The organism is Streptomyces prunicolor (assembly GCF_045162825.1).
Lineage (GTDB): Bacteria > Actinomycetota > Actinomycetes > Streptomycetales > Streptomycetaceae > Streptomyces > Streptomyces prunicolor.
The window spans coordinates 5,235,595-5,261,230 of sequence record NZ_CP108676.1; the positions used below are offsets into that span (position 1 = coordinate 5,235,595).

22 protein-coding genes, 4 tRNA genes and 1 other RNA gene are annotated in these 25,636 nt (G+C 69.9%); 13 read left to right on the forward strand and 14 right to left on the reverse strand.

The genetic code is table 11. The features are described from left to right. Positions 1-53: 53 nt before the first annotated feature. Positions 54-1,547, forward strand: coding sequence for an MFS transporter (locus tag OG588_RS23935; RefSeq protein WP_405949094.1), 1,494 nt, complete (start codon positions 54-56; stop codon positions 1,545-1,547). On the opposite strand, the gene OG588_RS23940 is transcribed toward OG588_RS23935, so the two are convergent. Genes OG588_RS23940 through OG588_RS23950 form a run of 3 tightly spaced genes read right to left on the reverse strand, consistent with a single transcriptional unit; the run spans position 1,532 to position 2,963 of the window. Beyond that, positions 1,532-1,714: a DUF397 domain-containing protein gene (locus OG588_RS23940; RefSeq protein WP_405949095.1), complete on the reverse strand. Its 183-nt coding sequence runs from the start codon at positions 1,712-1,714 to the stop codon at positions 1,532-1,534. The two genes, OG588_RS23935 and OG588_RS23940, sit on opposite strands and share 16 nt — an antisense overlap. Beyond that, positions 1,711-1,935: a DUF397 domain-containing protein gene (locus tag OG588_RS23945; protein ID WP_405949096.1), complete on the reverse strand. Its 225-nt coding sequence runs from the start codon at positions 1,933-1,935 to the stop codon at positions 1,711-1,713. Before OG588_RS23945 ends, OG588_RS23940 begins: the two co-directional genes overlap by 4 nt. Continuing rightward, a complete protein-coding gene (locus OG588_RS23950) occupies positions 1,932-2,963 on the reverse strand; it encodes a helix-turn-helix domain-containing protein (RefSeq protein WP_405949097.1) in 1,032 nt (343 codons plus the stop codon). The genes OG588_RS23945 and OG588_RS23950 overlap by 4 nt, the downstream gene beginning before the upstream one ends. A 77-nt stretch (positions 2,964-3,040) precedes the next feature. Here OG588_RS23950 and OG588_RS23955 point away from each other — a divergent pair, with 77 nt between their 5' ends. The 3 genes from OG588_RS23955 (at position 3,041) to OG588_RS23965 (ending at position 5,166) form a co-directional block, all read left to right on the forward strand. Further along, on the forward strand, positions 3,041-3,319 hold the full coding sequence (locus tag OG588_RS23955; RefSeq protein ID WP_405949098.1) for a hypothetical protein: 279 nt from the start codon (positions 3,041-3,043) through the stop codon (positions 3,317-3,319). Then, positions 3,316-3,567, forward strand: coding sequence for a hypothetical protein (locus OG588_RS23960; RefSeq protein ID WP_405949099.1), 252 nt, complete (start codon positions 3,316-3,318; stop codon positions 3,565-3,567). The genes OG588_RS23955 and OG588_RS23960 overlap by 4 nt, the downstream gene beginning before the upstream one ends. Positions 3,568-4,032: 465 nt before the next feature. Beyond that, the gene (locus tag OG588_RS23965) at positions 4,033-5,166 is read left to right on the forward strand and encodes an FAD-dependent oxidoreductase (RefSeq protein ID WP_405949100.1); all 1,134 of its coding nucleotides are present in this window, start codon (positions 4,033-4,035) and stop codon (positions 5,164-5,166) included. A gap of 7 nt (positions 5,167-5,173) precedes the next feature. Here the strand turns inward: OG588_RS23965 and OG588_RS23970 are convergent, their stop codons facing one another. The 4 genes from OG588_RS23970 to purS form a co-directional block, all read right to left on the reverse strand. Beyond that, positions 5,174-6,394, reverse strand: coding sequence for a hypothetical protein (locus OG588_RS23970; protein ID WP_405949101.1), 1,221 nt, complete (start codon positions 6,392-6,394; stop codon positions 5,174-5,176). 339 nt (positions 6,395-6,733) lie between these two features. Beyond that, entirely contained in the window at positions 6,734-8,992 is a 2,259-nt protein-coding gene (gene purL / locus OG588_RS23975; protein WP_405949102.1) for a phosphoribosylformylglycinamidine synthase subunit PurL, read from the reverse strand. Then, positions 8,989-9,669, reverse strand: a complete 681-nt coding sequence (gene purQ, locus OG588_RS23980) for a phosphoribosylformylglycinamidine synthase subunit PurQ (RefSeq protein WP_327402949.1) — start codon at positions 9,667-9,669, stop codon at positions 8,989-8,991. The genes purL and purQ overlap by 4 nt, the downstream gene beginning before the upstream one ends. Next, complete coding sequence (purS, locus tag OG588_RS23985) at positions 9,666-9,929, reverse strand: phosphoribosylformylglycinamidine synthase subunit PurS (RefSeq protein WP_015659417.1); 264 nt, start codon at positions 9,927-9,929, stop codon at positions 9,666-9,668. The genes purQ and purS overlap by 4 nt, the downstream gene beginning before the upstream one ends. A 382-nt stretch (positions 9,930-10,311) precedes the next feature. Between purS and OG588_RS23990 the strand changes: the two genes are divergently transcribed. The 8 genes from OG588_RS23990 to OG588_RS24025 all read left to right on the forward strand — a co-directional run bounded on the left by OG588_RS23990 (position 10,312) and on the right by OG588_RS24025 (position 15,072). Continuing rightward, positions 10,312-10,629 carry an Lsr2 family protein gene (locus OG588_RS23990; protein WP_019061840.1) on the forward strand — a complete coding sequence of 106 codons (318 nt, stop codon included), beginning with the start codon at positions 10,312-10,314 and terminating at the stop codon, positions 10,627-10,629. 150 nt (positions 10,630-10,779) lie between these two features. Beyond that, positions 10,780-10,851: transfer RNA gene (locus OG588_RS23995), tRNA-Gly, on the forward strand. Between the two features lie 83 nt (positions 10,852-10,934). Next, positions 10,935-11,010 (forward strand) — tRNA-Gly (locus OG588_RS24000). A gap of 152 nt (positions 11,011-11,162) precedes the next feature. Next, positions 11,163-12,104 (forward strand): ABC transporter ATP-binding protein, encoded by a 942-nt coding sequence (locus OG588_RS24005; protein ID WP_405949103.1) that lies wholly within the window; start codon positions 11,163-11,165, stop codon positions 12,102-12,104. After that, positions 12,101-12,877: an ABC transporter permease gene (locus tag OG588_RS24010; protein ID WP_405949104.1), complete on the forward strand. Its 777-nt coding sequence runs from the start codon at positions 12,101-12,103 to the stop codon at positions 12,875-12,877. Before OG588_RS24005 ends, OG588_RS24010 begins: the two co-directional genes overlap by 4 nt. A gap of 20 nt (positions 12,878-12,897) precedes the next feature. Next, positions 12,898-14,148, forward strand: coding sequence for a sensor histidine kinase (locus tag OG588_RS24015; protein ID WP_405949105.1), 1,251 nt, complete (start codon positions 12,898-12,900; stop codon positions 14,146-14,148). Positions 14,149-14,355: 207 nt separating this feature from the next. Beyond that, complete coding sequence (locus tag OG588_RS24020; protein WP_365989505.1) at positions 14,356-14,973, forward strand: response regulator transcription factor; 618 nt, start codon at positions 14,356-14,358, stop codon at positions 14,971-14,973. A 23-nt stretch (positions 14,974-14,996) separates the two neighbouring features. Then, positions 14,997-15,072: transfer RNA gene (locus tag OG588_RS24025), tRNA-Gly, on the forward strand. A 43-nt stretch (positions 15,073-15,115) separates the two neighbouring features. Here OG588_RS24025 and OG588_RS24030 read toward each other — a convergent pair. The 6 genes from OG588_RS24030 to ffs form a co-directional block, all read right to left on the reverse strand. Further along, a complete protein-coding gene (locus tag OG588_RS24030) occupies positions 15,116-16,015 on the reverse strand; it encodes a phosphoribosylaminoimidazolesuccinocarboxamide synthase (protein ID WP_405949106.1) in 900 nt (299 codons plus the stop codon). Between the two features lie 70 nt (positions 16,016-16,085). After that, complete coding sequence (locus tag OG588_RS24035; RefSeq protein ID WP_405949107.1) at positions 16,086-17,591, reverse strand: N,N-dimethylformamidase beta subunit family domain-containing protein; 1,506 nt, start codon at positions 17,589-17,591, stop codon at positions 16,086-16,088. Positions 17,592-17,779: 188 nt separating this feature from the next. Continuing rightward, on the reverse strand, positions 17,780-19,759 hold the full coding sequence (locus tag OG588_RS24040) for a hypothetical protein (protein WP_405953193.1): 1,980 nt from the start codon (positions 19,757-19,759) through the stop codon (positions 17,780-17,782). A gap of 301 nt (positions 19,760-20,060) precedes the next feature. Then, entirely contained in the window at positions 20,061-21,314 is a 1,254-nt protein-coding gene (gene purD, locus OG588_RS24045; RefSeq protein WP_405949108.1) for a phosphoribosylamine--glycine ligase, read from the reverse strand. Positions 21,315-21,562: 248 nt separating this feature from the next. Continuing rightward, entirely contained in the window at positions 21,563-23,857 is a 2,295-nt protein-coding gene (locus tag OG588_RS24050; protein ID WP_405949109.1) for a DNA polymerase III subunit gamma and tau, read from the reverse strand. A 109-nt stretch (positions 23,858-23,966) separates the two neighbouring features. Beyond that, positions 23,967-24,065: signal recognition particle sRNA small type (ffs, locus tag OG588_RS24055), an RNA gene on the reverse strand. A 71-nt stretch (positions 24,066-24,136) separates the two neighbouring features. On the opposite strand from ffs, the gene OG588_RS24060 reads away from it, so the two are divergent. Continuing rightward, positions 24,137-24,224 (forward strand) — tRNA-Ser (locus OG588_RS24060). A gap of 62 nt (positions 24,225-24,286) precedes the next feature. Here the strand turns inward: OG588_RS24060 and OG588_RS24065 are convergent. Continuing rightward, entirely contained in the window at positions 24,287-25,570 is a 1,284-nt protein-coding gene (locus OG588_RS24065) for a tyrosine-type recombinase/integrase (protein WP_405949110.1), read from the reverse strand. Between the last annotated feature and the right edge of the window lie 66 nt (positions 25,571-25,636).

Sequence of the window (25,636 nt, forward strand, 5' to 3'; positions counted from 1 at the left end):
AATCCCGGATGAAACATTGACTCGGTATATGAAGTCCCTTCATGGTGGATGCCATGACCGAGACCCAGCGAAAAATCGGATTCGTCGTCTGCCTCGTCACGATCGTGCTGGCGCTGCTCGACATGCAGATCGTGTCCGCGGCCACCGTCCCGATCGTCCGGGATCTGGACCCCGCCCACGGCATCGACAAGATTCCGTGGCTGGTCAGTGCGTATGCGCTCGCGTCTGCGGCGATGCTGCCGCTGTACGGCAAGTTGTGCGACGTCCACGGCCCCAAGCGCGTCTTCGCCGCGGCGATCGGTACGTTCCTGCTGGGTTCGGCGTTGTGCGGTGCCGCGCAGTCGATGGACCAGCTCATCGTGGCGCGAGCGGTGCAGGGGCTCGGCGGGGGCGGGTTGATGAGCATCACGATGATCGTGATCGCCCACCTCAGGGGGCCCGGCGAGAAGGACTCGGGCAAGGCCACGAACGCGGGTGGGCTGGTAGCGGGCGGGGCGATGGCGATCGGCCCGTGGATCGGCGGTCTGCTCGCCGACCATGCGAACTGGCGGTGGATCTTCTACGTCAACCTGCCGGTGGGGGTTGTTGTGTTGGTGACGGTCGCCTTCGTCTTGAAGCTCCCCGAGCACCATGTCCGGCGCCCGTTGGACTACTTGGGCGCGGGGCTGGCGGCCGGGTTCTCCAGCGCGCTGCTCCTGATGACGGACTGGGGCGGTAAGCGGTACGGGTGGGCTTCACCGGAGATCGTGGGCTTGGGGTTCGGTACGGCGGTGACGCTCGTGTTGTTCCTGTGGCGCCAACTCCGGGCGCCCGAGCCGGTGTTGCCGCTGTCGTTGTTCAAGGTGCGCGAACTTCGGCTGGGCTTCGCGGTGCAGGCGATTCTCGGTGGCGCGATGATGTGCGCGATCTACTACGTCCTGATCTATCTGCAGGTCGCGCGTGGCATCGCCAGTTCGTCGGCTGGGCTGTTCCTGGTGCCGTTGGCGGTGGGGTTGGGGGTGGCGGGTCTGCTCACCGGGCCGTTGGGGGCGCGGGGGTGTTCGGCACGGACGTTCACGCTGAGCGGTACGGCGACGACGGCACTCGCGTTCGCGCTGCTCGCCACGACGACCGGCCCGGACACCTCCCTCTGGCTGATCCGAGCGGAACTGCTCCTGGCGGGGGCGGGGTTCGGACAGCTCGTCGGCCAACTGATCCTGCTGGTGCAGGACTCCGCGCCGCGCCACCAGTTGGGGGTGACCACGACCTCGATCCGCTTCTTCCAGACCCTGGGCAACGCGCTGGGCACGGCTGTGTTCGGCACGGTGCTGGCCCGTTTCTACGCCGGGCACGGGCCCGGTGGGGACATCACAGGCCTGGCTCGGCTCACGGGGACGGCTCGCGTGGCCGGCGTCCAGGCCTTTGTGGATGCGACGCAGGTGGTGTTCTGGGGTGGGGCCGGGTTGATGGCGGTGGCCGCTGTGTTGGCCTGGCGGTTGCCCAAGTCCGGGGAGGGGGAGGGTCGTTCGGTTGTCGGTGGCGATCGCGGCGCCTATGTGCGCACGTGAGTCACGAACGCGGCGAAGGCTTCTGGGGGGAGTGCGAGGGCGGGGCCATGGGGGAGCTTTGAGTCTCGGACAGCGACCAGGGCTTGGGCTGCAATGAGGTTGGCCACTTCGACACAACTGCCGCCCGCGTCACTGCTGTAGGACGACTTGAACCAGGTTGGCTTCAAAGCCGGGCCGACTTCATGTGGGCGACGAAGCTCGTGAACGCCTCTGGCGGGAGGGTGAGGGCGGGTCCGCTCGAAAGCTTGGAATCGCGGATGGCCACGCGGGCGTGGGTGGGGATGAGGTCAGCTATCTCAACGCAGCTCGCGCCCTGGTCGCTGCTGTACGAAGACTTGAACCAGGCCTCTTCTCGGGCCAGTTCGAGGGCGTTGGGGTGGCTGCTCATGACTGTTCCAACTCTCGTGCTGCTCGTTCCAGGAATCGCGGCGTCTCCCGAGGCGCGGGGGCCTCGGCCCTCATGGCGTCGAACCTGCGGGCGTACCGCCAGATCTCAGTGTCCTTGTCCGAGACGCTCGCGCCCTCGGGAGTATCCATACTCACCACGGTAGGCAGTGGCGGCGCAAAATCCATGAGGATGAAGTTGCCCGATGCCCGGTAGATGGGCTGGGACATCGGCAGGATCTGCACGGTCACGTGATCCAGCGAGGCCAGTTCCGCCAGGTGCCGGTACTGTTCCCGCATGATCTCGGCGCTGCCGAACACCCGCCACAGCGTGGCCTCTTCGAGGATCGCATGGATCTCCACCGGCCGCTCGGAGCGCGTGATCACTTCCTTGCGCCGCATGCGAATCTCGATGTTCCGCTCCACGAACTCCGTGGTGCGCTCGTCGACAGGCTTAGCCGTCTCGAACTGGGCGCGCGCATACGCCTGAGTCTGGAACAGGCCGAACATCACCTCAGGTTGGTAGACCCGAAGGATCTTGGCGTCACCTTCCAGGCCAACGCTCATGTTGAACCCGGACGGCATGAAGGTCCGGTAGACCGACCACCAGCCCCGGTTCAACGAGTTCTTGTGGATGTCCAGCAAGAACGCAACATCGCTCGGGTCGCTCACCCCGTACCGCTTCAACAACGACTTGAGGTCCTGGACGCTGGGCAGACTCGTCAGCCCCCGCTCCACCCGATGCAGGGTCGACTCGGAGACGCTCGTCCCCTTCACCGCCTGGCCCCTCGTGATGCCCCGGCCCAACTCGCCTCCCCCGTCCGCCTGTTCCCGAAGGCGTCGCAGCTCCTGACCCAGCTGCATACGACGAATCGTGGGCCCCGTTTTCGCTGCCACCGTGTCCACCTCTTTTCCTGCCGTGCCCGCCAACTCGACCCGCATGCCCACCGAATCACGCACAGTGCCCGGCGGATCGCAGCCAGTGCCCAGAGTCTGGCATACCGTGCCCCGCGTCCGCAGGCGAATGCCCACCACCCGGCATATACCAGTTAATGCGGGATTCCCTTGTTCGATTGCTGCACCGGACTCCACCTGCGGAAAGTGGTCCCATGACCACTCCACGCAACAACCCCAACCCCACTCCCACTCCCAACCCCCGCCCCCGCATCGACGCCCCCTTCCTCGTAGGCGACCGAGTCAAAGGCACCAGCTACGTGCCACCGGGACCCCACCGGCGGGAAGCGCCGGAAAACTTCGAGGGCGTCGTCGTGCAGGTCGGTTCCGGGTATGCCGGTGTCGACGCCGAACACGCCTTTCTCTGGGTGAAGCTGAAGGACCACACCGAGCGGCAAGCACTGGTCGCCGACACCGAGTTGGTCGAGGAGTGAACCTCGTCCTGAGTACCCTCGCCGGCCTGCTCGCCCTCTTCTTACTGGTCAAGCCGGACAACGAGCCGCCACCGCAGCCCCCGACCGAAGCCGAACAGCCCCACGCACCCGAACTCCCCACCCCCACAGCCCCGTTCATCACCACCGGCCTCGGCGGCCCCTGGCCCCCCGCCACCTACTGCGGCGGACGTTGCCACCCCGCCGCCCCTCAACCGGTGGCCCGTACCGCCATGACCTCGATCAGGTAGGTGCCGCCGGGGGACACGAGGTCCAAGGCCCGTTCGAGGTGGGTGAATTTGCCGGGCCAGGTGTCCGCGAAGACCAGGCCGAAGGGCGCCCCGTCGTACTCCTCCAGCTACGTCCCGGCATCGGCCGTCACGAAAGTCACCCGCGCATCCGACCCCAGCTCCTCGCGGGCGATCGCCTGGACGGGTTGCCGCGAGCACGGACAACAGGCTGCCGGTTCGCCCCTCCCACGCAACAACGCCGATGACGCCCCACTCCACCCGGCCACACTCCGCCCCGCCCCACCGACGACCTCGCCAACCGCCATGTCGGTCCGCTGTCGGCCGTGTCGGTCCCGCGTCGGCGACTTGTCGGTGCCCGCTGGAAACGTTCCGTTCCGGAGTACCCGCCGGGCGCCCGTCCAGCGGGCCCGCGCCACGCAAGGCACACACGCCATGCAAGGCACACAAGACACCCAAGGAGTCGTCATGACCACACACGTCACGATCATCGGCGCCGGACTCGGCGGACTGACCCTCGCCCGCGTCCTGCACGTGAACGGCATCCCGGCCACCGTCTACGAAGCGGAGGCCTCACCGATGGCCCGGCTCCAGGGCGGGATGCTCGACATCCACGACTACAACGGCCAACTCGCCCTGAAGGAAGCCGACTTGATGGACGAGTTCCGCGCCATCATCCTGGAGGGCCGCCAGGCGACCCGAGTCATCGACTGCGACGGCACCGTCCTGTTCGACGAGCCCGACGACGGCACCGGGGGCCGACCCGAGGTGCAGCGCGGGGAGTTGCGGCAGACCCTGCTCGACTCGCTCCCGGACGGGACCGTGCGGTGGGGGCACAAGGTCAGCGGCACCCGCACCCTCGACGACGGCCGGCACGAAGTCGCCTTCGCCGACGGGAGCGTCATCGTCACGGACCTGCTCGTCGGCGCCGACGGCGCCTGGTCGCGCGTACGGCCGTTGTTGTCCGATGCCACTCCCGAGTACTTCGGGCGGTCGTTCGTCGAGACCTATCTGTACGAGAGTGAGAGCCGGCATCCGGTCGCCGCGCGGACGGTCGGTGGCGGTTCGCTGTTCGTGCTCGCCCCGGGCGAGGAAGCGAACGGGAAGTGGATAGCAGCGCACCGGGAGCGCGGCGAGACGCTGCACGCCTACATGATCCTCGCCGAGCCGGAGGAGTGGTTCGCGTCCATCGACTTCACCGACTCCGCCGCCGCCACCGCACGCATCGCCGCCGAGTTCGACGGCTGGGCCCCCGAGATCACCTCCCTGATCACCGACACCGACACCGCTCCCGTCCTACGGCCCCTCAACTGGCTCCCGATCGGCCACCGTTGGGACCGAGTGCCGGGAGTGACTCTCCTGGGCGACGCCGCCCATCTCTCACCGCCGGACGGCGAGGGCGCCAACCTGGCCATGCAGGACGGTGCCGAACTCGCCCTGGCCATCGCCGCGCACCCCGACGACATCGAGGCCGCGCTCACCTCGTACGAAGAAGCGCTGTTCCCCCGTAGCGCCGCCGCGGCCACCGCGGCCGTGGCCACCAACGAAGCCATCGGGCAGATGCTGATCGACGGCCTCGACCTCGGCGAGCGGGGCGCGTAACAGACGGTCAGGCCTTGGACAGTTGGAACGTGGCCGCCGCCGGGAACTTCAGGTCGGTGCAGCCTCGGCGGGCGGCGACATCCGTGACATACGCCTTGAAGAGGGCCTGGAGCCTCGTCTGGACGATCTTGTCGTACGGATAGTCGCTGCTCAGCGTGTGGACGGCCGGCTGTCCGGCGCAGGTGGAGGAGGCCCACCACACGTTTTCCTCGTCGTCGTAGCCCGCGGTGCCGGGGTCCAACGACCTGTGGTCCCTGCCGAAGTGGTCCGTCGCGACCTCGCGTGCCTCGTCGCCGAAGTAGGACTCGGTCCGCAGCCAGAAGGGGGCGAGCCGGATCACGTCGTCGAGGCTGTTGCCGCTGCCTTCGTCCTTGGTGAGGTCGGGCCACATCCTGCGCACCTCCTTGCCGCTCACTCCGAGCAGGCAGCTCTCCTCCGGCGCGTGGGTGGCGACGGGGGTGCCCAGGGCGCGGTCGGGGAGCCGCCAGCGGCCCTTCGCCGCGATGTATCCGGCGTACCAGCCGCACGTTCCGCCGGCCGGCTTCGCGTTCACCAACTTCGCGCTGGGCGTGGGCAGTTCGGCCGGAAGCGCGGGCAGCGTGGCCTTGCAGCCCAGCTTCTTCGCCGCCCGTACGGCCGCGGTGCGGGCCAGCTCGGCAAGCGTTCGGCGGTCGGCGTCCGTGACCGGGTCGCGCTCGAAGTACTTGGCCACGGTCATGGCGTTGACGGAGGTCGTCCCGCCGGACTTGTCGGTGCACTTGGCCTTCACGACGGCGGCGTTGCCGTAGTACACACCGAGCCGCCCGTCGCCGATCGGGTACGCCCCCGTCTGCTCGGCCTCCCGTGTGACATCGGTGTTGGGCGCACTGCCGAACAACCCGAACGGGTCGTCCCACCCGCTCACCAACTGCGCGAAGTCGTCGCTCGGGTTCGACCAGACCGAGAGCAGGAAGTGGTTGTACGTGGTGCCCGGCTTCCCGACCCGGTAGATCTCACACCGCGCGGGCATGAAGCCCGGACCGAGCTCGTCGATCGAGTCGTTCGCTTCGCTGCCCGCCTTCGCCCTCGTCGTACCGCCGTCGAGGTCCAGCACCTGGTCGGGGTCGACGAGCCCGGCACAGGCCTTCGCGATGCGGTCCCGGCTGGCGGACCGGTCGAAGTAGTCCTTCGTCTCCAGCCCCAGCCCCCAGCCCCCGGCACCGACCCCGAACACCGCTGCCACAGCCACGAGTTGGTTGAAGGCGTTACGCCGACGGTTCCCTCGGTCCGGAGTCAGCCAGCGCGAGCGCGGAAAGGGCACCCGGGCCCGCTCGGAGGATGAAGAGGAGGAGGATGAGGAGGATGAGGAGGATTCAGGCGTGTGTTCACTGTCGAAACTCACGCGCTCCTCCGGCCGCCGCCACCGAACTCACGTATGCCCACCGGTATTTCCACGTTCCCGCTCCCCCGTTCCACGCCCACGAACCGTCGAAGTTAGCACGAGCGAAGGCCCTGCCCGGATCCCGGACAGGGCCTTCACATGCATGCATGCGTTTCTACGACGGACTACGGCGTCCTACGATTCGACCTACGCCAGCAGCGCCGGGATCGTGCCCTCGTGCGCCTCACGCAGTTCCTCCAGCGAGAGTGCGAACTCGCCCTGGATCTCCACCGATTCACCGTCTACGACACCGATGCGCGTGACCGGGAGGCCCCTTGCCCCGCACATGTCGTTGAAGCGCAGTTCCTCCGAGCGGGGGATCGCGACTACCGCGCGGCCCGCCGACTCCGAGAACAGGAACGTGAACGCGTCCAGGCCGTCGGGCACGATCAGGCGCGCGCCCTTCTCGCCCAACAGGGCCGATTCCACTACCGCTTGGATCAGACCGCCGTCGGACAGGTCGTGCGCCGAGTCGATCATTCCGTCGCGGGACGCGGAGATCAGGATCTCGGCCAGCAGCCGCTCCCGCTCCAGGTCGACCTTCGGGGGCAGGCCGCCGAGGTGGTCGTGGACGACCTGCGACCAGGCCGAGCCTCCGAACTCCTCACGCGTGTCGCCGAGGAGGTAGAGGAGCTGGCCCTCTTCCTGGAAGGCGACCGGTGTGCGGCGCGCCACGTCGTCGATGACGCCCAACACCGCGACGACCGGGGTCGGGTGGATCGCGACGTCGCCCGTCTGGTTGTAGAGGGAGACGTTGCCGCCCGTGACCGGCGTGCCCAACTGCTGGCAGGCGTCCGCCAGTCCACGGATCGCCTCCGCGAACTGCCACATCACCGCCGAGTCCTCGGGCGAACCGAAGTTCAGGCAGTCCGACACCGCGAGGGGCTTCGCGCCCGTCGTGGCAACGTTGCGGTAGGCCTCCGAGAGCGCCAACTGCGCGCCCGCGTACGGGTCCAGCTTCGCGTACCGGCCGTTGCCGTCCGTCGCGATGGCGACCCCGAGGCCGGTCTCCTCGTCGATGCGGATCATGCCCGAGTCCTCGGGCTGCGCCAGCACCGTGTTGCCCTGCACGAAGTGGTCGTACTGCGAGGTGATCCACTTCTTGGACGCCTGGTTCGGGGACGACACCAGCGCCAGGACCTGGGACTTCAGTTCCTCCGAAGTACCGGGCCGGGCAAGCTTGTTGGCGTCGTCCGCCTGGAGTGCGTCCTGCCAGGACGGGCGGGCGTACGGGCGCTCGTAGACCGGGCCGTCGTGCGCGACCGTGCGCGGGTCGACGTCCACGATCTTGCCGCCGTGCCAGAAGATTTCGAGGCGGTCGCCGTCGGTCACCTCACCGATGACCGTGGCGATGACGTCCCACTTCTCGCAGATCTCCAGGAAGCGGTCGACCTTCGACGGCTCCACGACCGCGCACATCCGCTCCTGCGACTCGCTCATGAGGATTTCCTCGGGCGAGAGCGTGGAGTCGCGGAGGGGGACGTCGTCCAGGGTGACCGTCATGCCGCCTGAGCCGTTGGACGCCAACTCGCTTGTGGCGCACGACAGTCCGGCTGCTCCCAGGTCCTGGATGCCGACTACCAGCTTCTCGGCGAACGCCTCCAGGGTGCACTCGATGAGGAGCTTCTCCTGGAAGGGGTCGCCCACCTGGACGGCGGGGCGCTTCGACGGCTTGGCGTCGTCGAAGGTCTCGCTCGCCAGGATCGACGCGCCGCCGATGCCGTCGCCGCCCGTGCGGGCGCCGTAGAGGATGACCTTGTTGCCCGCGCCGGAGGCCTTCGCGAGGTGGATGTCCTCGTGCCGCATGACGCCGATGGCGCCCGCGTTGACCAGCGGGTTGCCCTGGTAGCAGGCGTCGAAGACGACCTCGCCGCCGATGTTCGGGAGGCCCAGGCAGTTGCCGTAGCCGCCGATGCCCGCGACGACGCCCGGGAGGACGCGCTTGGTGTCCGGGTGGTCCGCCGCGCCGAAGCGCAGGGGGTCTACGACCGCTACCGGGCGGGCGCCCATCGCGATGATGTCGCGGACGATGCCACCGACGCCCGTGGCCGCGCCCTGGTAGGGCTCGACGTAGGACGGGTGGTTGTGCGACTCCACCTTGAAGGTGACCGCGTAGCCCTGGCCGACGTCGACGACGCCCGCGTTCTCGCCGATGCCGACGAGAAGGGCGTCCGACTGGGGGGCCTTCTCGCCGAACTGGCGGAGGTGGACCTTGGAGGACTTGTAGCTGCAGTGCTCGGACCACATGACGGAGTACATGGCGAGTTCGGCGCCGGTCGGGCGGCGGCCGAGGATCTCCACGACCTTCTCGTACTCGTCCTTCTTCAGGCCGAGTTCGGCCCAGGGCAGCTCGACGTCGGGGGTCTCGGCCGCGTGCTCGACCGTGTCCAGAGGCGTCCGGCTCATGCGTTGACCAGCTTCTTGAGGATCGAGGTGAAGAAGGGGAGGCCGTCGGTGCGGCCGGACCCGACGAGCGCCTCGACGGCGTGCTCCGGGTGCGGCATGAGGCCTACGACGTTTCCGGCGGCGTTCGTGATGCCCGCGATGTCGCGGAGCGAGCCGTTCGGGTTCACGTCCAGGTAGCGGAAGACGACGCGGCCCTCCGCCTCCAGCTCGTCGAGCGTGTGCTCGTCGGCGACGTAGCGGCCGTCCATGTTCTTCAGCGGGATGTGGATCTCCTGGCCGGACACGTAGTCGCTGGTCCAGGCGGTGTCCGCGTTCTCCACTCGCAGTTTCTGGTCACGGCAGATGAAGTGCAGGTGGTTGTTGCCGAGCATCGCGCCGGGGAGGAGGTGTGCCTCGGTGAGGATCTGGAAGCCGTTGCAGATACCGAGGACGGGGAGTCCCGACTTCGCCTGCTCGATGACCGTCTCCATCACCGGCGAGAAACGGGAGATGGCGCCCGCGCGCAGATAGTCGCCGTAGGAAAATCCGCCCGGGAGGACGACCGCGTCGACCTGGTGGAGGTTCTTGTCCTTGTGCCAGAGGGCTACCGGTTCGGCGCCGGCGAGGCGGATCGCGCGCTGGGTGTCGCGGTCGTCGAGGCTGCCGGGGAAAGTGACGACGCCAATACGAGCGGTCACTTGGCGGCCTCCGCCACTTCTTCCACCTTGACGGTGAAGTCCTCGATCACCGTGTTGGCGAGGAAGGATTCCGCAAGATCGTGGATGCGGGCGAGCGCGGCCTCGTCGACCGGGCCGTCAACTTCCAGTTCGAATCGCTTTCCCTGACGTACGTCGGAGATGCCTTCGAAACCCAGGCGTGGCAGCGCACGCTGGACCGCCTGGCCCTGGGGGTCGAGGATCTCCGGCTTGAGCATGACGTCGACTACGACGCGTGCCACTGGCACTCCCGGTGTTGTGGTGCTGAGCGTGTTCCTGCGGGTCTTCGACAGGTGACTTCAGACTACCTGCACAAAATTTCTACGCGAGTAGAGTTGTAGGAATCTACGTGAGGACCATCACGATCCGGTGTCGGGCGGGGGTCTTCACGAAAAGTTCAGGGAAAGATCCCGGATCGATCCCGGTTCCCTATTGCGCGGAGACACGCGGGAAGATTTAGTCGGGCTTCACATTGCATTGCCGGGCACTGTACAAATGAATTGGCAATAGCCGATACTTTGCCCAATAACAGGCGGACAGTCGACATCTCCGCACCTCCGTGACGTCTCCGTGCGTCCCCGCGGATAGTGCGGTTTCAGGTGTCGCACGAAGGGACCGATATTCGTGGCGCAGAAGGTCGTGGTCACTCTCTTTGACGACATCGACGGCTCGGAAGCGGCGGAAACGATCGCCTTCGGGCTCGACGGCAAGTCGTACGAGATCGACCTGAATCAAGCCAATGCCAAGAAACTGCGTAAGGCGCTCGAGCCCTACGTGGACGCAGGTCGCAAGCGGTCGAGGTCGGGCAAGGCCTACCGCCAGACCGAGGTCGCCCCCGACCCGGCGGCCGTCCGGGCCTGGGCCCAGGCGAACAAGATGGACGTGCCGGCGCGCGGACGCATCCCCAAGAAGATCTACGAGGCGTTCACCGCCGCGCAGTGAGCAGTTCCGTGTGAGTCGGGCCGATGAGTCGGGCCGACGGCCGGTCATCGGCCCCTCGGGGCAACCGACTTGCGCTGCACCCCTCCTGGTCAGCTAGAGTTCGGAGCACGCCGAGGGGCGAGGCCGAAAGGCCCAGCTCACGGAGTACATGCGGGTGTAGTTCAGTAGCAGAACATCCCCCTTCCAGGGGGAAGGCGCAGTGTGCAATTCCTGTCACCCGCTCTGCAGCATCACCGTTCGGACCACTCTGGTGGATCGGGTAGGCTGGTGCTCGCGCCGATCAGTGAGAGCTGGTCGGAGGCAATGCGGACGTAGCTCAGTTGGTAGAGCGCAACCTTGCCAAGGTTGAGGTCGCCAGTTCGAACCTGGTCGTCCGCTCCAGCAAAAACCCCGGTCCGGGTGGACCGGGGTTTTTTGTGTGCCCGATCCATCGCCCGATCCGCATCAACAGATCGTCCCCGTCTGACATTTGTCATGTCGAGTGGTGACAGCGCGCACTGCTGCCGGCCGCCGATCGCCGGGACGCTGAAGTCATGGACACCAACGAACACGAACACGTGATTGAGGTCACTGACCTACGCCGTGTGTACGGGGGCGGGTTCGAGGCTGTGCGGGGGATCACATTCTCCGTGCGGCGCGGGGAGGTCTTCGCGCTCCTGGGCACCAATGGGGCGGGCAAGACGTCCACGGTCGAACTTCTGGAGGGGCTCGCGCCGGCGTCCGGCGGGCGGGTGCGCGTCCTCGGGCACGATCCCTACAGCGAGCGGGCCGCCGTACGGCCGCGGACCGGGGTGATGTTGCAGGAGGGCGGGTTTCCGTCCGAGCTGACCGTCGCGGAGACCGCGCGGATGTGGGCGGGCTGCACGAGCGGGGCGCGGCCCGAGGCGGAGGCGCTCGGGCTGGTCGGGCTCGCGCGGCGGGCGGACGTACGGGTGAAGCAGTTGTCCGGGGGTGAACGGCGGCGGCTCGATCTCGCGCTCGCGCTGCTCGGGTCGCCGGAGGTGCTGTTCCTCGACGAGCCGACAACCGGGCTGGATGCCGAAGGGCGGCGGGACACCTGGGAGTTGGTGCGGGCGCTGCGCGACGGCGGGACGACCGTGCTGCTGACCACGCACTACCTGGAGGAGGCGGAGGGGCTCGCGGACCGGCTCGCGATCCTCAGCGAGGGGCGGATCGCGGTCACCGGGACGCCCGCCGAGGTGACGGCGGGGCGGCCGTCGCGGATCTCGTTCGAACTGCCCTCGGGTTACTTCGTGGGGGACCTGCCGCCGCTCGGCCCACTGGGGGTTGTCGGGCACGAGGTGGCGGGGAGGGTCGTACGGCTGGAGACGGGGGAGTTGCAGCGGGCCGCCACCGGGTTGTTGGTGTGGGCGGAGGGGGCGGGGATCGAATTGCGGCGGCTTGAGGTGCGGTCGGCTTCGCTGGAGGAGGCGTTTTTGGGGATCGCTCGGGAGCAGCAGGGGGTGACCGTATGAGTGCCGTGATGACTACGCCGGTCGGGCGGCTCCGGGCCCTCGGGCGGGCCGAGTTGGCGTTGCTGGGGCGGAATCGGAGTGCGGTCGTCACGGCGCTGCTCGTGCCGTTGGCGTTGCCGTTCAGTGTGCGGCCGGCCGTTGATCAGATGGATCTCAAGGGGGAGGGGTTGTCGGTCGGTTCGGTGATGCTCACCGCCGCGATCGGGTTCTCGTTGCTCTTCGCCGTGTACTCGTCGCTGGTGAGTGCCTTTGTCGCACGGCGGGAGGAACTGGTCCTCAAACGGCTGCGCACCGGGGAGCTGGGCGACGCCGAGATCCTCGTGGGGACGGGGCTGCCGGCGGTGTGTGTCGGGTTCGTACAGTCCGTGCTGCTGGCGGTGGCGTGTGTGCTGCTGCTGGACGCGGGAGCGCCCGCGCTGCCCCAACTCGTCGTGCTGGGGCTGCTGTTCGGCCTCTTCCTGAGCGCCGCGCTGGCCGCCCTCACGGCGACTCTGACGAAGACTGCGGAGAGCGCGCAGGTGACCGCGTTGCCGGTGCTGTTCGCGTCCATGCTGGGCTCCGGGATCATCATCCCGTTGCAGCTCCTGCCCGACCGGGTCGCGGATGTCTGCCAGTTCCTCCCGCTCTCCCCCGCGATCCGGCTGATCAGCGGCGGCTGGAACGGCGACCTGTCCGGCTACGACGCGCTGGGCGCCGTCCTGACCGCGCTGGCCTGGACCGTCCTCGCGGTGTTTGCTGTACGGCGGTGGTTCCGGTGGGAGCCGCGGCGCTGAGGTACGGGGAGCACCTGCACATGCGGACACCTGGAGGTTCGGGCGGCTGGTGGGGGCGGAAGAGCACGCCCGGGAAGGTCGAGACATACACCCGGTGGTCCTTCCACCTCTTCGCGGTCGTCGAGGTCGCGGCGGTCGGGCTGCCGCTGTTCGCCCAGGTCCGGTCGGGCCTCGCGGGCTGGATGACGGCAGTGGTCGTCGTGCACGCCCTGCTCTGCTCCGCCACCGCATCCCGGGCACTCGACTGGACGCGCGACCGGCGGGCGCAGCCCGTACGGCTCCTGTGGGCCCTCGGTGCGCTCACCGTGCTGATTCCCGTCGCCGCGCTCGTCCTGCAGGAATGGGGCCCCGGCGGCGACGACCTGCGGACCGCCACGAGCACGGTCTTCGTGGGCGTGCTGGGCTTCGGCGTCGGCACGCTCACGCTCGGGGTCCGCGGCCGGCCGCACGTCCTCGCCGTGGTGGCGGGTGCCGTGGGCGGGGCGCTGGTCGTACAGCTCTCGCTGGGCGTGGCCGCACCCGCCGCGCTCGGCACCGCGGCCGCCGTCCTCTTCAGCGCCGGCGGTCTCGCCTTCACCGCCGCGTTCTCCGTCTGGCTCCTCGACGCCGTCTACGAACTCGACGAGGCCCGCGAGACCCGGGCCCGCCTCGCCGTCGCCGAGGAACGGCTGCGGTTCGGGCGCGACCTGCACGACGTGATGGGCCGCAACCTGTCGGTGATCGCGCTGAAGAGCGAACTCGCTGTGCAGCTCGCCCGGCGGGGGCGGGCCGAAGCCGTGGAGCAGATGATCGAGGTCCAGCGGATCGCACGGGAGTCGCAGCGGGAGGTGCGGGATGTCGTACGGGGATATCGCGAGGCCGACCTCCGGCTCGAACTGGCCGGTGCACAGGGAGTGTTGGCGGCTGCGGGCATCGACTGCGAGGTGACCGGCGACGCGGCGGGGCTGCCGGTCGAGGTGCAGTCGGCGCTCGGGTGGGTGGTCCGCGAGGCGACCACCAATGTGCTGCGGCATGGGGATGCGGGGCAGTGTGTGGTGGGGGTGCGGGTGGAGGAAGGGCGGGTTGTGCTCACCGTTGAGAACGATGGGGCGAAGGTGGGAGAGGGAGGCGGGGGCGATAGTAAGGGCGGGGCGGGGCTCGTGGGGTTGCGGGAGCGGCTGACCGCCGTCGGCGGGAAGCTGGAGGCGGGGGCTGTGGACGGTGACCGGTTCCGGGTGGTGGCTACGGTGCCGTTGGCCGGGGCTGCGGGGACGGGGGGCTCCGCCCCATGAACGCGCTGCGCGTCGCGCGCTCGCTGGTCGTGGCGAACTGGGCGACGGGCCTCGTGATCACCCGCCCCGAACGCCCCCTGCCTGCCGCGCGCAAGGACACCCCCTTGACCGCCCGTCCCATCCACCCCCGCCCACCGCGAGCCGGGGAAATCGCCCCGTGACCGCCCACCCCGAACGTCCCCTGCCCGCCCTCACCAGGAGCACCCCATGACCGCCCCCGTCGTAAGACTCCTGCTCGCCGATGACGAGCACCTCATCCGGGGTGCGCTCGCCGCCTTGCTCGGGCTGGAGGATGACCTCGTGGTCGTGGCCGAGGCGGCTACCGGGCCCGAGGCGCTTGCCATGGCTCGGGCTCATGAGCCCGATGTGGCTGTGCTGGATCTTCAGATGCCGGGGGCCGACGGTGTGAAGGTGGCCACATCGTTGCGGGCCGAGTTGCCGGGGTGCCGGGTGTTGATCGTGACCGGGCACGGGCGGCCCGGTCATCTGAAGCGGGCGCTTGCGGCTGGGGTACGGGGGTTCGTGCCCAAGACCGTCAGTGCGCAGCGGCTTGCCGAGATCATTCGTACCGTGCATGCCGGAAACCGTTATGTCGACCCCGAGTTGGCCGCCGACGCGATCTCCGCCGGGGACTCGCCGCTGACCGCCCGTGAGGCCGAGGTGCTGGAGCTGGCCGCCGACGGGGCGCCGGTCGCGGAGATCGCCGAACGGGCCGCGCTCTCGCAGGGCACCGTACGGAACTATCTCTCCTCCGCCGTCTCGAAACTCGGGGCCGAGAACCGGCATACGGCAGTGCGTCTCGCACGCGAGCGAGGTTGGGTATAGTTGCTCTCGCGCCACGGCGCAGCGCGGACGTAGCTCAGTTGGTAGAGCGCAACCTTGCCAAGGTTGAGGTCGCCAGTTCGAACCTGGTCGTCCGCTCCAAGCAAAAACCCCGGTCCGGGTGGACCGGGGTTTTTCGTGCCCTCTAGGCCCAGTTCAGACCCGTCAGGCGCTCGTACGCCTCGATGTACTTCGCGCGCGTCGCGTCCACGACCTGCTGCGGGAGTGCCGGCGGCGGCTGCTCGCTCTTGCGGTCCCAGCCCGACTCCGGGCCGGTCAGCCAGTCGCGCACGAACTGCTTGTCGTACGACGGCTGCGCGTGGCCCGGCTGCCAGGTCTCGGCCGGCCAGAAGCGGGACGAGTCCGGGGTGAGGACCTCGTCGGCGGCGATCAGCGTCTCGCCGTCGTAGCCGAACTCGAACTTCGTGTCCGCGAGGATGATGCCCCGCTCACGCGCGATGTCCCGGGCGCGGCCGTAGACGGCGAGGGTCGCCTGGCGCAGCTGCGCGGCGGTGTCGGCGCCTACCTGACGGGCGACCTCCTCGTACGACACGTTCTCGTCGTGCTCCCCTACGGCCGCCTTCGTGGCCGGGGTGAAGATCGGCGCGGGGAGTTCGCTGCCGTCGACCAGGCCCTCGGGCAGGGCGAGGCCGCAGACCGTGCGGGAGGCGTTGTACTCGACCAGGCCGGAGCCGGTGAGGTAGCCGCGGGCCACGCACTCCACCGGGACCATCTGGAGGGACTTGCAGATGAGGGTGCGGCCCGCCCAGTCGGCGGGGGCGCCGGGCGGGAGGTCGGTGCCGAGGACGTGGTTGGGGATCAGGTCGGCAAGCTGGTCGAACCACCAGAGGGAGAGCTGGGTGAGGACTCGGCCCTTGTCGGGGATCTCCGTGGGCAGTACCCAGTCGTACGCGGAGATGCGGTCGCCGGCGACCATCACGAGGTCGCCCGCCTCGTTCTGGTACAGCTCGCGCACCTTGCCGGTGTGGAGGTGCGTCAGGCCCGGAACCTGGAGCGGCTCGGGCTTTTCTACGAATCCGGACACGGGTTCCTCCAGTAAGTCTCTCCAACTGGCTCGATTGTCCCGTATGCGCGGCTGCCCTCCGGTCGCGGGGTCAGTCGTGCTTGCAGATGCGGTCCAGGAGGTTGGCCGTGGCGCGTTGGACACGGGCGTCGACGTGGCCGGGGCGGTCCAGGGCCGGTGACCAGGCGAAGGTGCCGGAGGCGAAGACCAGGGAGCCGGAGGGGGCGCGGTAGAGGGAGGTCTCCTGGTGGCGGAGGGCGCCCTCGCTGTCCGCGTACGGGGAGTGGGCGAGCAGGATGCGCTCCTCGTGCCGGGGGAGCTGGGTGCGCGGGAAGTACCGGTCGGCCTCGCCCGCTACCAGGCCCTCGATCGGGTCGCCGTCACCGGCGCCGGTCGCCTCCCACAGCCAGTGGTCGGCGTTGCGGACGATCAGGGGGTACGGCTCGGGTACCCGGCCCGCGTACTGGATCCCCACCAACTGCTGCTCGGGACGGTCGACTTCGCGCCACAGCACCGGCTTGCCCGGGCCGCGGCGCTTGCGGCAGGTGAGGAGGCGGTCGGGGACGCCGGACGGGGAGGGCCCCAACTCCACTTGCCAGTACATGGTGTTGGCGGAGAGGAAGACGAGGGACGTGCCGTGGTCGCGGGCGCGCTCGACGGTACGGCGCATCTGGGTCGACCAGTACTCGTCGTGGCCGGGGAACACCAACCCCCGGTATTTGGTGGGGTCTACGCGTCCTGAGTGCAGGTCGCGGGCGTCGGCGTAGGCGAGGTCGTAGCCGTAGCGCTCGGCCCAGCGGATGAAGTCGTAGGCGTGGCCCACGTGGAGGGGCAGGCCCGCGCCCGCGTACGGACGGTCGAAGGAGACCGTCGTCGCGGCCTCGGACTCGCCGAGGAGGCGGCCGTCGCCGTCCCAGGCGTGGTAGAGGCTCGCGCCGGTGTGGCCGTCCTCCGGGTAGAGGTTGTAGGCCTGCCAGGTGATGTCGGGCAGGAGGAGGAGCAGGTCGGCGGGGTGGTTGTCGCGGACCGTGAACGGAATGTGGGAGCGGTAGCCGTCGGCGGTGGTGAGGACGGCGACGTACGCGCCGATGCTCCAGTAACTCGGGATCTGGAGCCGCCAGGACAGCCACCAGTGGTGACAGGAGACGGTGCGGTCGGCGGTGAGCGGCGGGGGCTGGACGATGCCCGAGAGGCGGGGGCTGGTGGTGATCTTCGCGGCGCCGTCACCGCCGTAGTGGCCGATGCGGTAGATGTCGACGGCGAACTCCTGGGGCGGGTCGACCGTGACGTGGAAGTCGAGTGCCTCGCCGGGGGCGACCGCGCTCGCCGAGGTGAACCCCTTGATCTGGCGGCGGACGTCGTCGGCGGAGCGCGGGCCGCCGCCGTCGGACGCGCGCGGGGCGGGGACGTGGGGGGTGTGTCGGTCGGTGGTCGCGCGGGGCGGCGTGGGGTCCACGTACCAGGGGACGACGTGGCCGGTATCGTCGAAGTAGGTCTCGCTGCCCCGGAGCCAGGGGACGGGGCCCTGTCCGAAGGGGTCCGTGACGGCGTGCGCCAGCGCTCCGGACTCCCAGCGGCGGATCTGCTCCGACCCCATGGTCGCTCCCCTCCCTCGTGCCCCCGTGGTGTTCCTTCGTCCAACTGTCGTATGCCGTAAGCCTTTGCCAGATACGGGACGGCGTACGGGATCGGCCTCAGCACATCACATTAAGCACTCACTCTGTCACTGGTCGTTGCTAATTGACCAAAAGTGGAAGTGCGGATTCCGCCAGGGTCTTGCGGGATTCAGACGAGCCGTACCGGTTTCTCGGGGCGTATCCCCAGGTCGATCAGCCACGCGCGCAGGGGTGCCGGGTCGCCGTCCTCCACCAGGCTGAGCACCCTCGGGGCGAGGTCGGCCGCCCTTTCGCCGTTGACGAGCAGGGTCGGGCCGTCGAGCCAGTCCAGGCCGGGCAGCGCGCCGGCCGTGTCCATCGCGGCGCAGCACACCATCGCCGTGACGTGATCGGCGAGCAACTCCCGCCCGGTGCGCGGTGGTTGGAGCGGGAAGAGGGGGAGCGCGGTGTCGTCCCAGAGTCCGGTGTCGGGGCCTTGCCCGGGCGGGGCCGCGCTGCTCGGCGGGGTGGCCGCCTCCTCGCGCGCCAACTCCGCGGTGAGGCCCGCGGCGAGGGCCGCGCTGTGCGGGGAGCCGCTTTCGCCGAGCCCTTCGTCGTCATCGTCGGCGGCCATCGCCTTGTAGGGCTCGGGCTCCGGGGGTGCCTCTCGGCGCGGAGCTGCCTCTCGGCGGGGAGCTGCCTCTCGGCGGGGAGCTGCCTCTGGGTGGGGGGCTGGGGCTTCCGGTTGTGCGGGGGTGGACGGGTCGGTGCGGGTGGCCTCCGGCGCGTAGGGATCTACGGCGTCGGCCTCCCCGTACCGGTCGTCCGTACGGTCGTCCGTTCGGTCATCCGTTCGGCCGTCCGTTCGGCCGTCCGTCGTCGCCGGGTCCGTCAGGTGGTCCACCACCCGGGCCAGGGTCGGGGGGTCGTGGTGGGGCGCGGCGGGGTCGGGGGCGCGGCGGACGCCGAGGGTGTCCAGGACGCGGTGGAGGCGGGCCGCGTCCGTGCGCCATTTGCGGTCGACGACCTCCTCCGGGTACTCCTGCCAGGCCACCGGCGCCCAGTCGGGACCGGTCTCGGCAGGGCCGCCGTGGAAGAGGCGGGCGGCGAGGAGTGAGGTCGCCTCGTCGATCGTGCCGGGCTCTTCGAGCAGGTCGCACGCGGGGCGCTCGCCCAGGCGGGAGGCGAAACCCTCGGCCAGGCGGTCGCGGCGGGACAGCTCGGTGAGCGCCGCGACGACGCCCGCGTCCAGCCGGGACGGCCAGCGGCCCATCCGCCACGCGGGCAGCGCGACCCGGGTCAGCAGCCGGTCCCAGCCCGCGTACGCCAGGCCCACCTGTTCCTGCGCGACGATCCGCAGGCCGTAGTCCACAGCCTGTGCACGCTCGGCGGCAGCGGCGGCCACGCCCCGCTCCATCTCGGCCGCGTGCCCCCGGCAACTGCGCAGCAGCAGCCGGGCGACCCAGCCGACACCGGCGAGCACCGAGCGGAACACCGGACCGCGCGGTGCCGAGGTCACGGCCACCGCCGCGTCCAGGCCCCGTACGAAACGACGGGCCGCGGCTATGTCCGGGTGCGCCGAAGGGCCCGTACCGGCGACGACCGGGGCGAGCACCGCGCGCAGCTCGCCCACCCGCATCCACCACAGGAACGGCGAGCCGATGACCAGGACGGGCGCGACGGCCGTACGACGGGAACGCCCCGGGGTGAGGCTGCGGACGCCGGTGATCTCGTCGCCGCTCTCCTGCGGGGGCGGGCCGTGGGACGGGTGGGTGCGGTCCTCCAGCCAGCTGTCGCAGTCCGGGGTGAGCGCTATCGCGGACGGTGCGGGGACGTCGAGGCGGTCGGCGAGGTCGCGCACCATGCGGTACAGATCGGGGGCCGACTCCTCGGCGATCGCGACCGTAGGACTCACGGCCGGGCGGGCCCGCGCGACGACCAGGGCGATGGCGCCGGCGGCGAGCAGCACGACGATCGCGGCCACGCCCATGATCCAGCGGGCGAGATCCCAGCCCCGGCCCATGAGATGGCCGGTGGAACCCCCGGCGAGCAGGATCACCGCGACGGCGGCGGGCAGCAGGGCGACGGCCAGCGCCCGGCTGCGGATCCGCAGCACGGCCAAGGCCCGGGAACGCGCCGCCTGCGCGCCCGCCTCCACACCCACACCCATACCGGTCACGACCGGACCTCGCCCCCTCCGTGCTGTCCCATTCCGCTGGTGTTGCTCACTCCCCCACTGTGGCACCCACCACTGACATCGCAATGCCGGTGGGCCAAGTGCCGGAACGCTTGCGCCGCACCATAGTTGGGGCCCCGGTCCCCGTCAGCCGGTTGGGGCATCGGTCACTCGATGGAATGGCTCAGGGGAAAGGTGGATGACAGAGGGCGAGGGTGAGGGCAAGGTTCAGGCCCCGAATCCTGAGACGGAATCGGGGCCTGTCGGGTTTACCGGTGCGCGGAAGCGCTTGGGGTTACTCGCCCGACGCCGCCTTCGCCGCGATGTCCGTGCGGTGCTGGGAGCCGTCGAGACGGACCCGGGCCACGGCCGCGTACGCGCGCTCGCGGGCCTGGGTGAGGTCCGCGCCGGTCGCCGTGACGGAGAGGACCCGGCCGCCCGCGCTCACGACCGTGTCGCCGTCGTACTTGGTACCGGCGTGCAGCACGTACGCGTGCGGGGCGTCCTGCGCGGCCACCTCGTCGAGGCCGGTGATCGGGTCGCCGGTGCGGGGGGTGCCGGGGTAGTTGTGCGAGGCGATGACCACGGTGACCGCCGCGTCCTCGCTCCAGCGCAGGGGCGCCAGGTCGTCGAGGGTGCCGTCGGCGGCGGCGAGCAGGACGCCGGCCAGCGGGGTCTTCAGACGGGCCAGGACCACCTGGGTCTCCGGGTCGCCGAAACGGGCGTTGAACTCGATGACCCGCACACCGCGACTCGTGATCGCGAGACCGGCGTAGAGGAGGCCGGAGAAGGGGGTGCCGCGGCGGCGCATCTCGTCGACGGTGGGCTGGAGGACGGTCTGCATGACCTCCTCCACCAGCTTCGGGTCGGCCCACGGCAGCGGGGAGTACGCGCCCATGCCGCCGGTGTTCGGGCCCTCGTCGCCGTCCAGCGCGCGCTTGAAGTCCTGGGCGGGCTGGAGCGGGACGACGGTGACGCCGTCGGTGATCGCGAAGAGCGAGACCTCGGGGCCGTCGAGGAACTCCTCGATGACGACCCGCTCGCAGGCGCCTGCGTGCGCCTTCGCCGCGTCGAGATCGTCGGTGACGACGACGCCCTTGCCGGCGGCCAGTCCGTCGTCCTTCACGACGTACGGCGCACCGAAGGCGTCGAGGGCTTCCTCGACCTCTTCCGGGTTCGTGCAGACGTAGGAGCGGGCGGTCGGCACACCGGCCGCCGCCATCACTTCCTTGGCGAAGGCCTTGGAGCCCTCCAGCTGCGCGGCCTCCCCGGAGGGGCCGAAGACCGGGATGCCCGCCTCGCGCACGGCGTCGGCGACCCCGGCGACAAGGGGTGCCTCCGGGCCGACCACGACCAGCTCGGCACCGAGTTCGGTGGCCAGCGCGGCTACGGCTGCGCCGTCGAGGGGGTCGACCTGGTGCAGCTCGGCGACCTCGGCGATGCCTGCGTTGCCGGGGGCGCAGTGCAGCGCGGTGACGTCGGGGTCGTTGGACAGGGAATGGCAGAGGGCGTGTTCGCGGGCGCCGGTACCGATGACGAGGACCTTCACGGGGGTCAGCCTAGGTCACGGTGAGGGTGGGGGTGGTCGGGGTGGGGGTTGGGGGCGGGGTTGGTTGGTGGTGCGGCGGGGTTGCGGGCCGGTTGGGGGTGGGTGGTCTGGGTTGTGTGCGGAGTGTGGGTGCGTGGGGGCTTGTCGCGCAGTTCCCCGCGCCCCTGGGGGGTTGGGGTGGGCGGGGTGAGGCGGCGAGGGGGGTGATGATGTCGCCGGAGTCGGAGTATCGGAGTAGCTGGCGCTGCCTACTCGTTGGTGAATTCCTCGATCACCGTGGCTCCCAGTTCTCGGACGATCAGTTCGTGGCCGGAGAGGGCTGACTCGTCGAGGTCGGGGTCGTCGTCCTCGGGGGTGTCGTCCTCGGCGGAGACGGTGCGGGGGGCGGGGGCCGGGGGCGCGGCGGGTTGGGCCGGCGTCGGGGCCTGTGACGAGGGGGAGTTGGGGGTGTTCGTGGGTGCGGGTGTGGGGGTGGGATGGGGGGATGCCGGGCGGGGGGCGGGCGTCGCGGGGGCGGGGGCGCCGTAGCCGCCGGACGGCGCACCGCTGTAGCCACCTGCCGCGCCGCCACCGCCGCCGTAGGAACCGCCCGGCTGTGGGGGCGGGGTGCTGCCGCCCGAGGGGTCCACGACCGCGTCGATCTTCCACTTGACGTTGAACTGCTCGGACAGCGCCTGCTTGAGTACGTCCTCGCTGCCGCTGCTGTTGAAGTTGTCCCGCGCACCGGCGTTGACGAAGCCGATCTGGAGGGTCGTGCCGTCGAAACCGGTGACCTGGGCGTTCTGGCTGAGCAGGATCCAGGTGAAGCGGCGGCGGTTCTTCACCACTTCCAGGATGTTCGGCCAGAGCATGCGGGGGTCGAGGCTGCCGGCCGGGGGTGCGACGGCGGGCTGGGTGGGGGCCGCGGCCTGGGGGGCGGAGGCCTGTACGGGGGTGGGTGCGGGGGCGTTGTGGGCGGGGGCCGGGGGTTGTCCGCCGCCTGCCGGGGCCGCTGTGGGCCAGCCGCCTGGGCGGCGACCGCTGCCTGCGGCGGTGGCGGTGGGCCAGGCGCCGGGGGCGGGAGCGGGGGCAGAGGCGGGAGCGGGAGCTTGTGCCTGGGGCTGGGGCTGCGGCTGTTGGGGTGCCGGGGTGGGCGGGGCCGGCTGGGTGTAGGCGGCGGGTGCGGGGGGTTGCTCCGCCGGCATCGCGGGCGGCGGGGTCGTAGCGGCGAAGGGGGCCGGGGTGGTGCCGGGCGCCCCTGGACCTCGTACGGCTGCGCGCGCGGCGGCGGCGCCACCGCCCGGCGGGACGGGGGCGTGAGCCTGGGCAGGGGGCTGCGTCTGGTGGTGTGCGTCGGGGCCGGGGACGTAGGCCATGGCGGGTGCGCCGCCGCCGGCCGCGAAGTTGACGCCGCGCTCCAGCCGGTCGAGGCGGGCCATGACCGACTGTTCGTCGCCGTAGGCGGCGGGGAGCATCACTCGGGCGCAGATGAGCTCGAGTTGGAGGCGCGGGGAGGTGGTGCCGCGCATCTCGGTCAGGCCGGTGTTGACGAGGTCGGCGGCGCGGCTGAGCTCGGCCGCGCCGAAGGTGCCGGCCTGGGCCTGCATACGTTCCAGTACGTCGGTGGGGGCGTCGATGAGGCCCTTGTCGAGGGCGTCGGGAACGGCCGCGAGGATCACCAGGTCGCGGAGGCGCTCCAGAAGGTCGGCGACGAAACGGCGCGGGTCGTTGCCGCCGTCGATGATGCGGTCGACGACCTCGAAGGCGGCGGCGCCGTCACCGGTGGCGAAGGCCTCGACGACGGAGTCGAGGAGCGAGGCGTCGGTGTAGCCGAGCAGCGAGGTCGCCATGGCGTATGTCACACCGTCGGTGCTCGCCCCTGCGAGCAACTGGTCCATGACGGACATGGAGTCACGCACGGAACCGGCGCCGGCGCGCACGACGAGGGGCAGGACGCCGTCCTCGACCGGGATGTCCTCCTGCCCGCAGACCTGGCCCAGGTAGTCGCGCAGGGTGCTGGGCGGCACGAGCCGGAAGGGGTAGTGGTGGGTGCGCGACCGGATGGTCCCGATGACCTTCTCGGGCTCGGTGGTCGCGAAGATGAACTTGAGGTGCTCCGGCGGCTCTTCGACGACCTTGAGCAGCGCGTTGAAGCCGGCCGACGTGACCATGTGGGCCTCGTCGATGATGTAGATCTTGTAGCGGCTGCTCGCGGGCCCGAAGAACGCCTTCTCGCGCAGCTCACGGGCGTCGTCCACACCACCGTGCGACGCGGCGTCGATCTCGATGACGTCGATGGAACCGGGTCCGTTGCGCGCGAGGTCCGTGCAGGACAGGCACTCGCCGCAGGGGGTGGGTGTGGGTCCCTTCTCGCAGTTCAGGCAACGGGCCAGGATGCGCGCGCTCGTGGTCTTGCCGCAGCCTCGCGGCCCGCTGAACAGGTACGCGTGATTGACCCGGTTGTTCCGCAGCGCCTGCTGCAACGGGTCGGTGACATGTTCCTGCCCGATGACCTCGGCGAACGACTCCGGGCGATAGCGGCGGTAGAGCGCGAGAGACGACACGCGTACGAGGTTATAGGCGCCCACTGACAACGGGGGCCGTCCGCAAGATCCACAGGGGCGGTCCCGACCTCGGTCCCGACCTCGTTCCCGCCCCGGTCCCGACCTCGGGAACGCAAGCGCCCCCCACGCACCCGCCAGAGCCAACCTACCCTTGCTGCCTTCCGGCCCTGGGGGAGTTCAGTCAGATAGCGCCGCGTGAGGGGCTCCGCACAGGCTACAGGATCTGAGCGGGGGGAACGAGTTCGCGAGCACTCCTCAACGTCTTGTATTGTTTGCCGCGGAGGATTCGCCTAGTGGCCTAGGGCGCACGCTTGGAAAGCGTGTTGGGGGCAACCCCTCACGAGTTCGAATCTCGTATCCTCCGCCAGTGCCTCACCGGGCACGATGTCGAAGGGCCCCACCGCAAGGTGGGGCCCTTCGTCGTTGTCCTCAGGCCCCGTTGTCCTGGTTTTTGTCCACAGCGGGTGTTTCCGGTGGTCCCCAGATGGCTTCGGCAATCTTCCGGGCGACGTCCTTCAGCATCGCGTCGGGCACGTGCAGGTACCGCGCCCTCATGCTGTCGGAGGTTCCCGGTTCCCAACCCATGATCTGGTCGATGACCCGAGCCGGGACACCGAGCAACATGAGCACCGTGGCGGCCGTGTGCCGGGCGTCGTGCAGCCGGCCGTCCCGGACCCCCGCGTCTTCGAGTAGCCGCTTCCAGTCGTGATAGTCCGTGTTCGGGCTCAACGGGCCACCCAGCAGCTTGGTGAACACGTAGTCAGACTCGGTCCACAGGTCACCGGCCGCCTTGCGCTCACGCGCTTGCGTCTCGGCATGTGCACGGAGCATCGAGACCAGCGGGCCAGGCAGGGGCACGGCACGCCGGCCCGCCCGGGATTTGGTGTTCTTGGTCTCGCGCCGAACCTGCACCTTGGCCGGGCAGTACCCCGCCTTCCGGCCGCACGGCGAGGCCTCCGGGCACCCGTGCTCGTACCGGGGGCGCAGACGGTTTCGGCGCAGCTTCAGGTACTCGTTGTCCAGGTCGACGTCAGACCAGCGCAGTCCGAGCGTCTCGCCCTGCCGTAGTCCGAGCGCCAGCGCCAGCATCCAACGGGCGCTGTTCCGGCGCCTGTTGGCTTCGAGCAGCAGGCACTGCACCTCGTCCACGGAGTAGGGCTCAACTTCGGATTCGTCCTCTTCCATCCGTGGCGGCTTCGCCAACGCGGCAGCGTTCTTCGCCGTGTAGCCGCGCCGTACGGCCTCCCCCAGCGCGGTTCGGGCGGTGCGGTGGGCCTGGTGAGCCGTACCCGCCTTGCGCGCCCCGTTCGCCTGCATCCGGCGATACAGGCTCTCCAAGTGCTCGGGCTGCAAGCGGTCAAGGCGGTGCTTGCCGACACCGGGCACCAAGTGGACGCGAACGGCGACCTCGTAGCCGTCGTACGTGTTCTCGCTGACGGTCGGCTTGGCGATGTTCTCAACCCAGTGCTGAAGCCACTTCTCAACCGTCCACGGCTTGCCGGGTTGGCTCGCCGAACCCGCGTCGCGCTGCTTCTCCAGCTTTTTGACTTCCGCGACCAAGTCCTCGCGCGTCTTGCGCGTCAGGTGTCGGCGGTAGGGCTCGCCGTTGTCCTTGTAGCCCATCGGCACGCGGGCGTGCCAACGGCCGTCCTTTCCAAGGTAGATGGCCGATTCGCCGTTGGCGCGGCGGGTGCCCTTCTTCTTCTCTGCCACAGGCAGACTCCTGTTTCTTGGTGTCGGGATGGGGACCGGGGCGGCGGGCTGTCCTGTCCGGGAGTG

Excerpts from the sequence above, each read along its gene's own strand:
- OG588_RS23935 (WP_405949094.1), top strand. The coding sequence starts at position 54 with ATGACCGAGACCCAGCGAAAAATCGGATTCGTCGTCTGCCTCGTCACG.
- OG588_RS23945 (WP_405949096.1), bottom strand. The coding sequence starts at position 1,935 with ATGAGCAGCCACCCCAACGCCCTCGAACTGGCCCGAGAAGAGGCCTGG.
- OG588_RS23955 (WP_405949098.1), top strand. The coding sequence starts at position 3,041 with ATGACCACTCCACGCAACAACCCCAACCCCACTCCCACTCCCAACCCC.
- OG588_RS23965 (WP_405949100.1), top strand. The coding sequence starts at position 4,033 with ATGACCACACACGTCACGATCATCGGCGCCGGACTCGGCGGACTGACC.
- purL (WP_405949102.1), bottom strand. The coding sequence starts at position 8,992 with ATGAGCCGGACGCCTCTGGACACGGTCGAGCACGCGGCCGAGACCCCC.
- OG588_RS24005 (WP_405949103.1), top strand. The coding sequence starts at position 11,163 with ATGGACACCAACGAACACGAACACGTGATTGAGGTCACTGACCTACGC.
- OG588_RS24010 (WP_405949104.1), top strand. The coding sequence starts at position 12,101 with ATGAGTGCCGTGATGACTACGCCGGTCGGGCGGCTCCGGGCCCTCGGG.
- OG588_RS24015 (WP_405949105.1), top strand. The coding sequence starts at position 12,898 with ATGCGGACACCTGGAGGTTCGGGCGGCTGGTGGGGGCGGAAGAGCACG.
- OG588_RS24020 (WP_365989505.1), top strand. The coding sequence starts at position 14,356 with ATGACCGCCCCCGTCGTAAGACTCCTGCTCGCCGATGACGAGCACCTC.
- OG588_RS24035 (WP_405949107.1), bottom strand. The coding sequence starts at position 17,591 with ATGGGGTCGGAGCAGATCCGCCGCTGGGAGTCCGGAGCGCTGGCGCAC.
- OG588_RS24040 (WP_405953193.1), bottom strand. The coding sequence starts at position 19,759 with ATGGGTGTGGGTGTGGAGGCGGGCGCGCAGGCGGCGCGTTCCCGGGCC.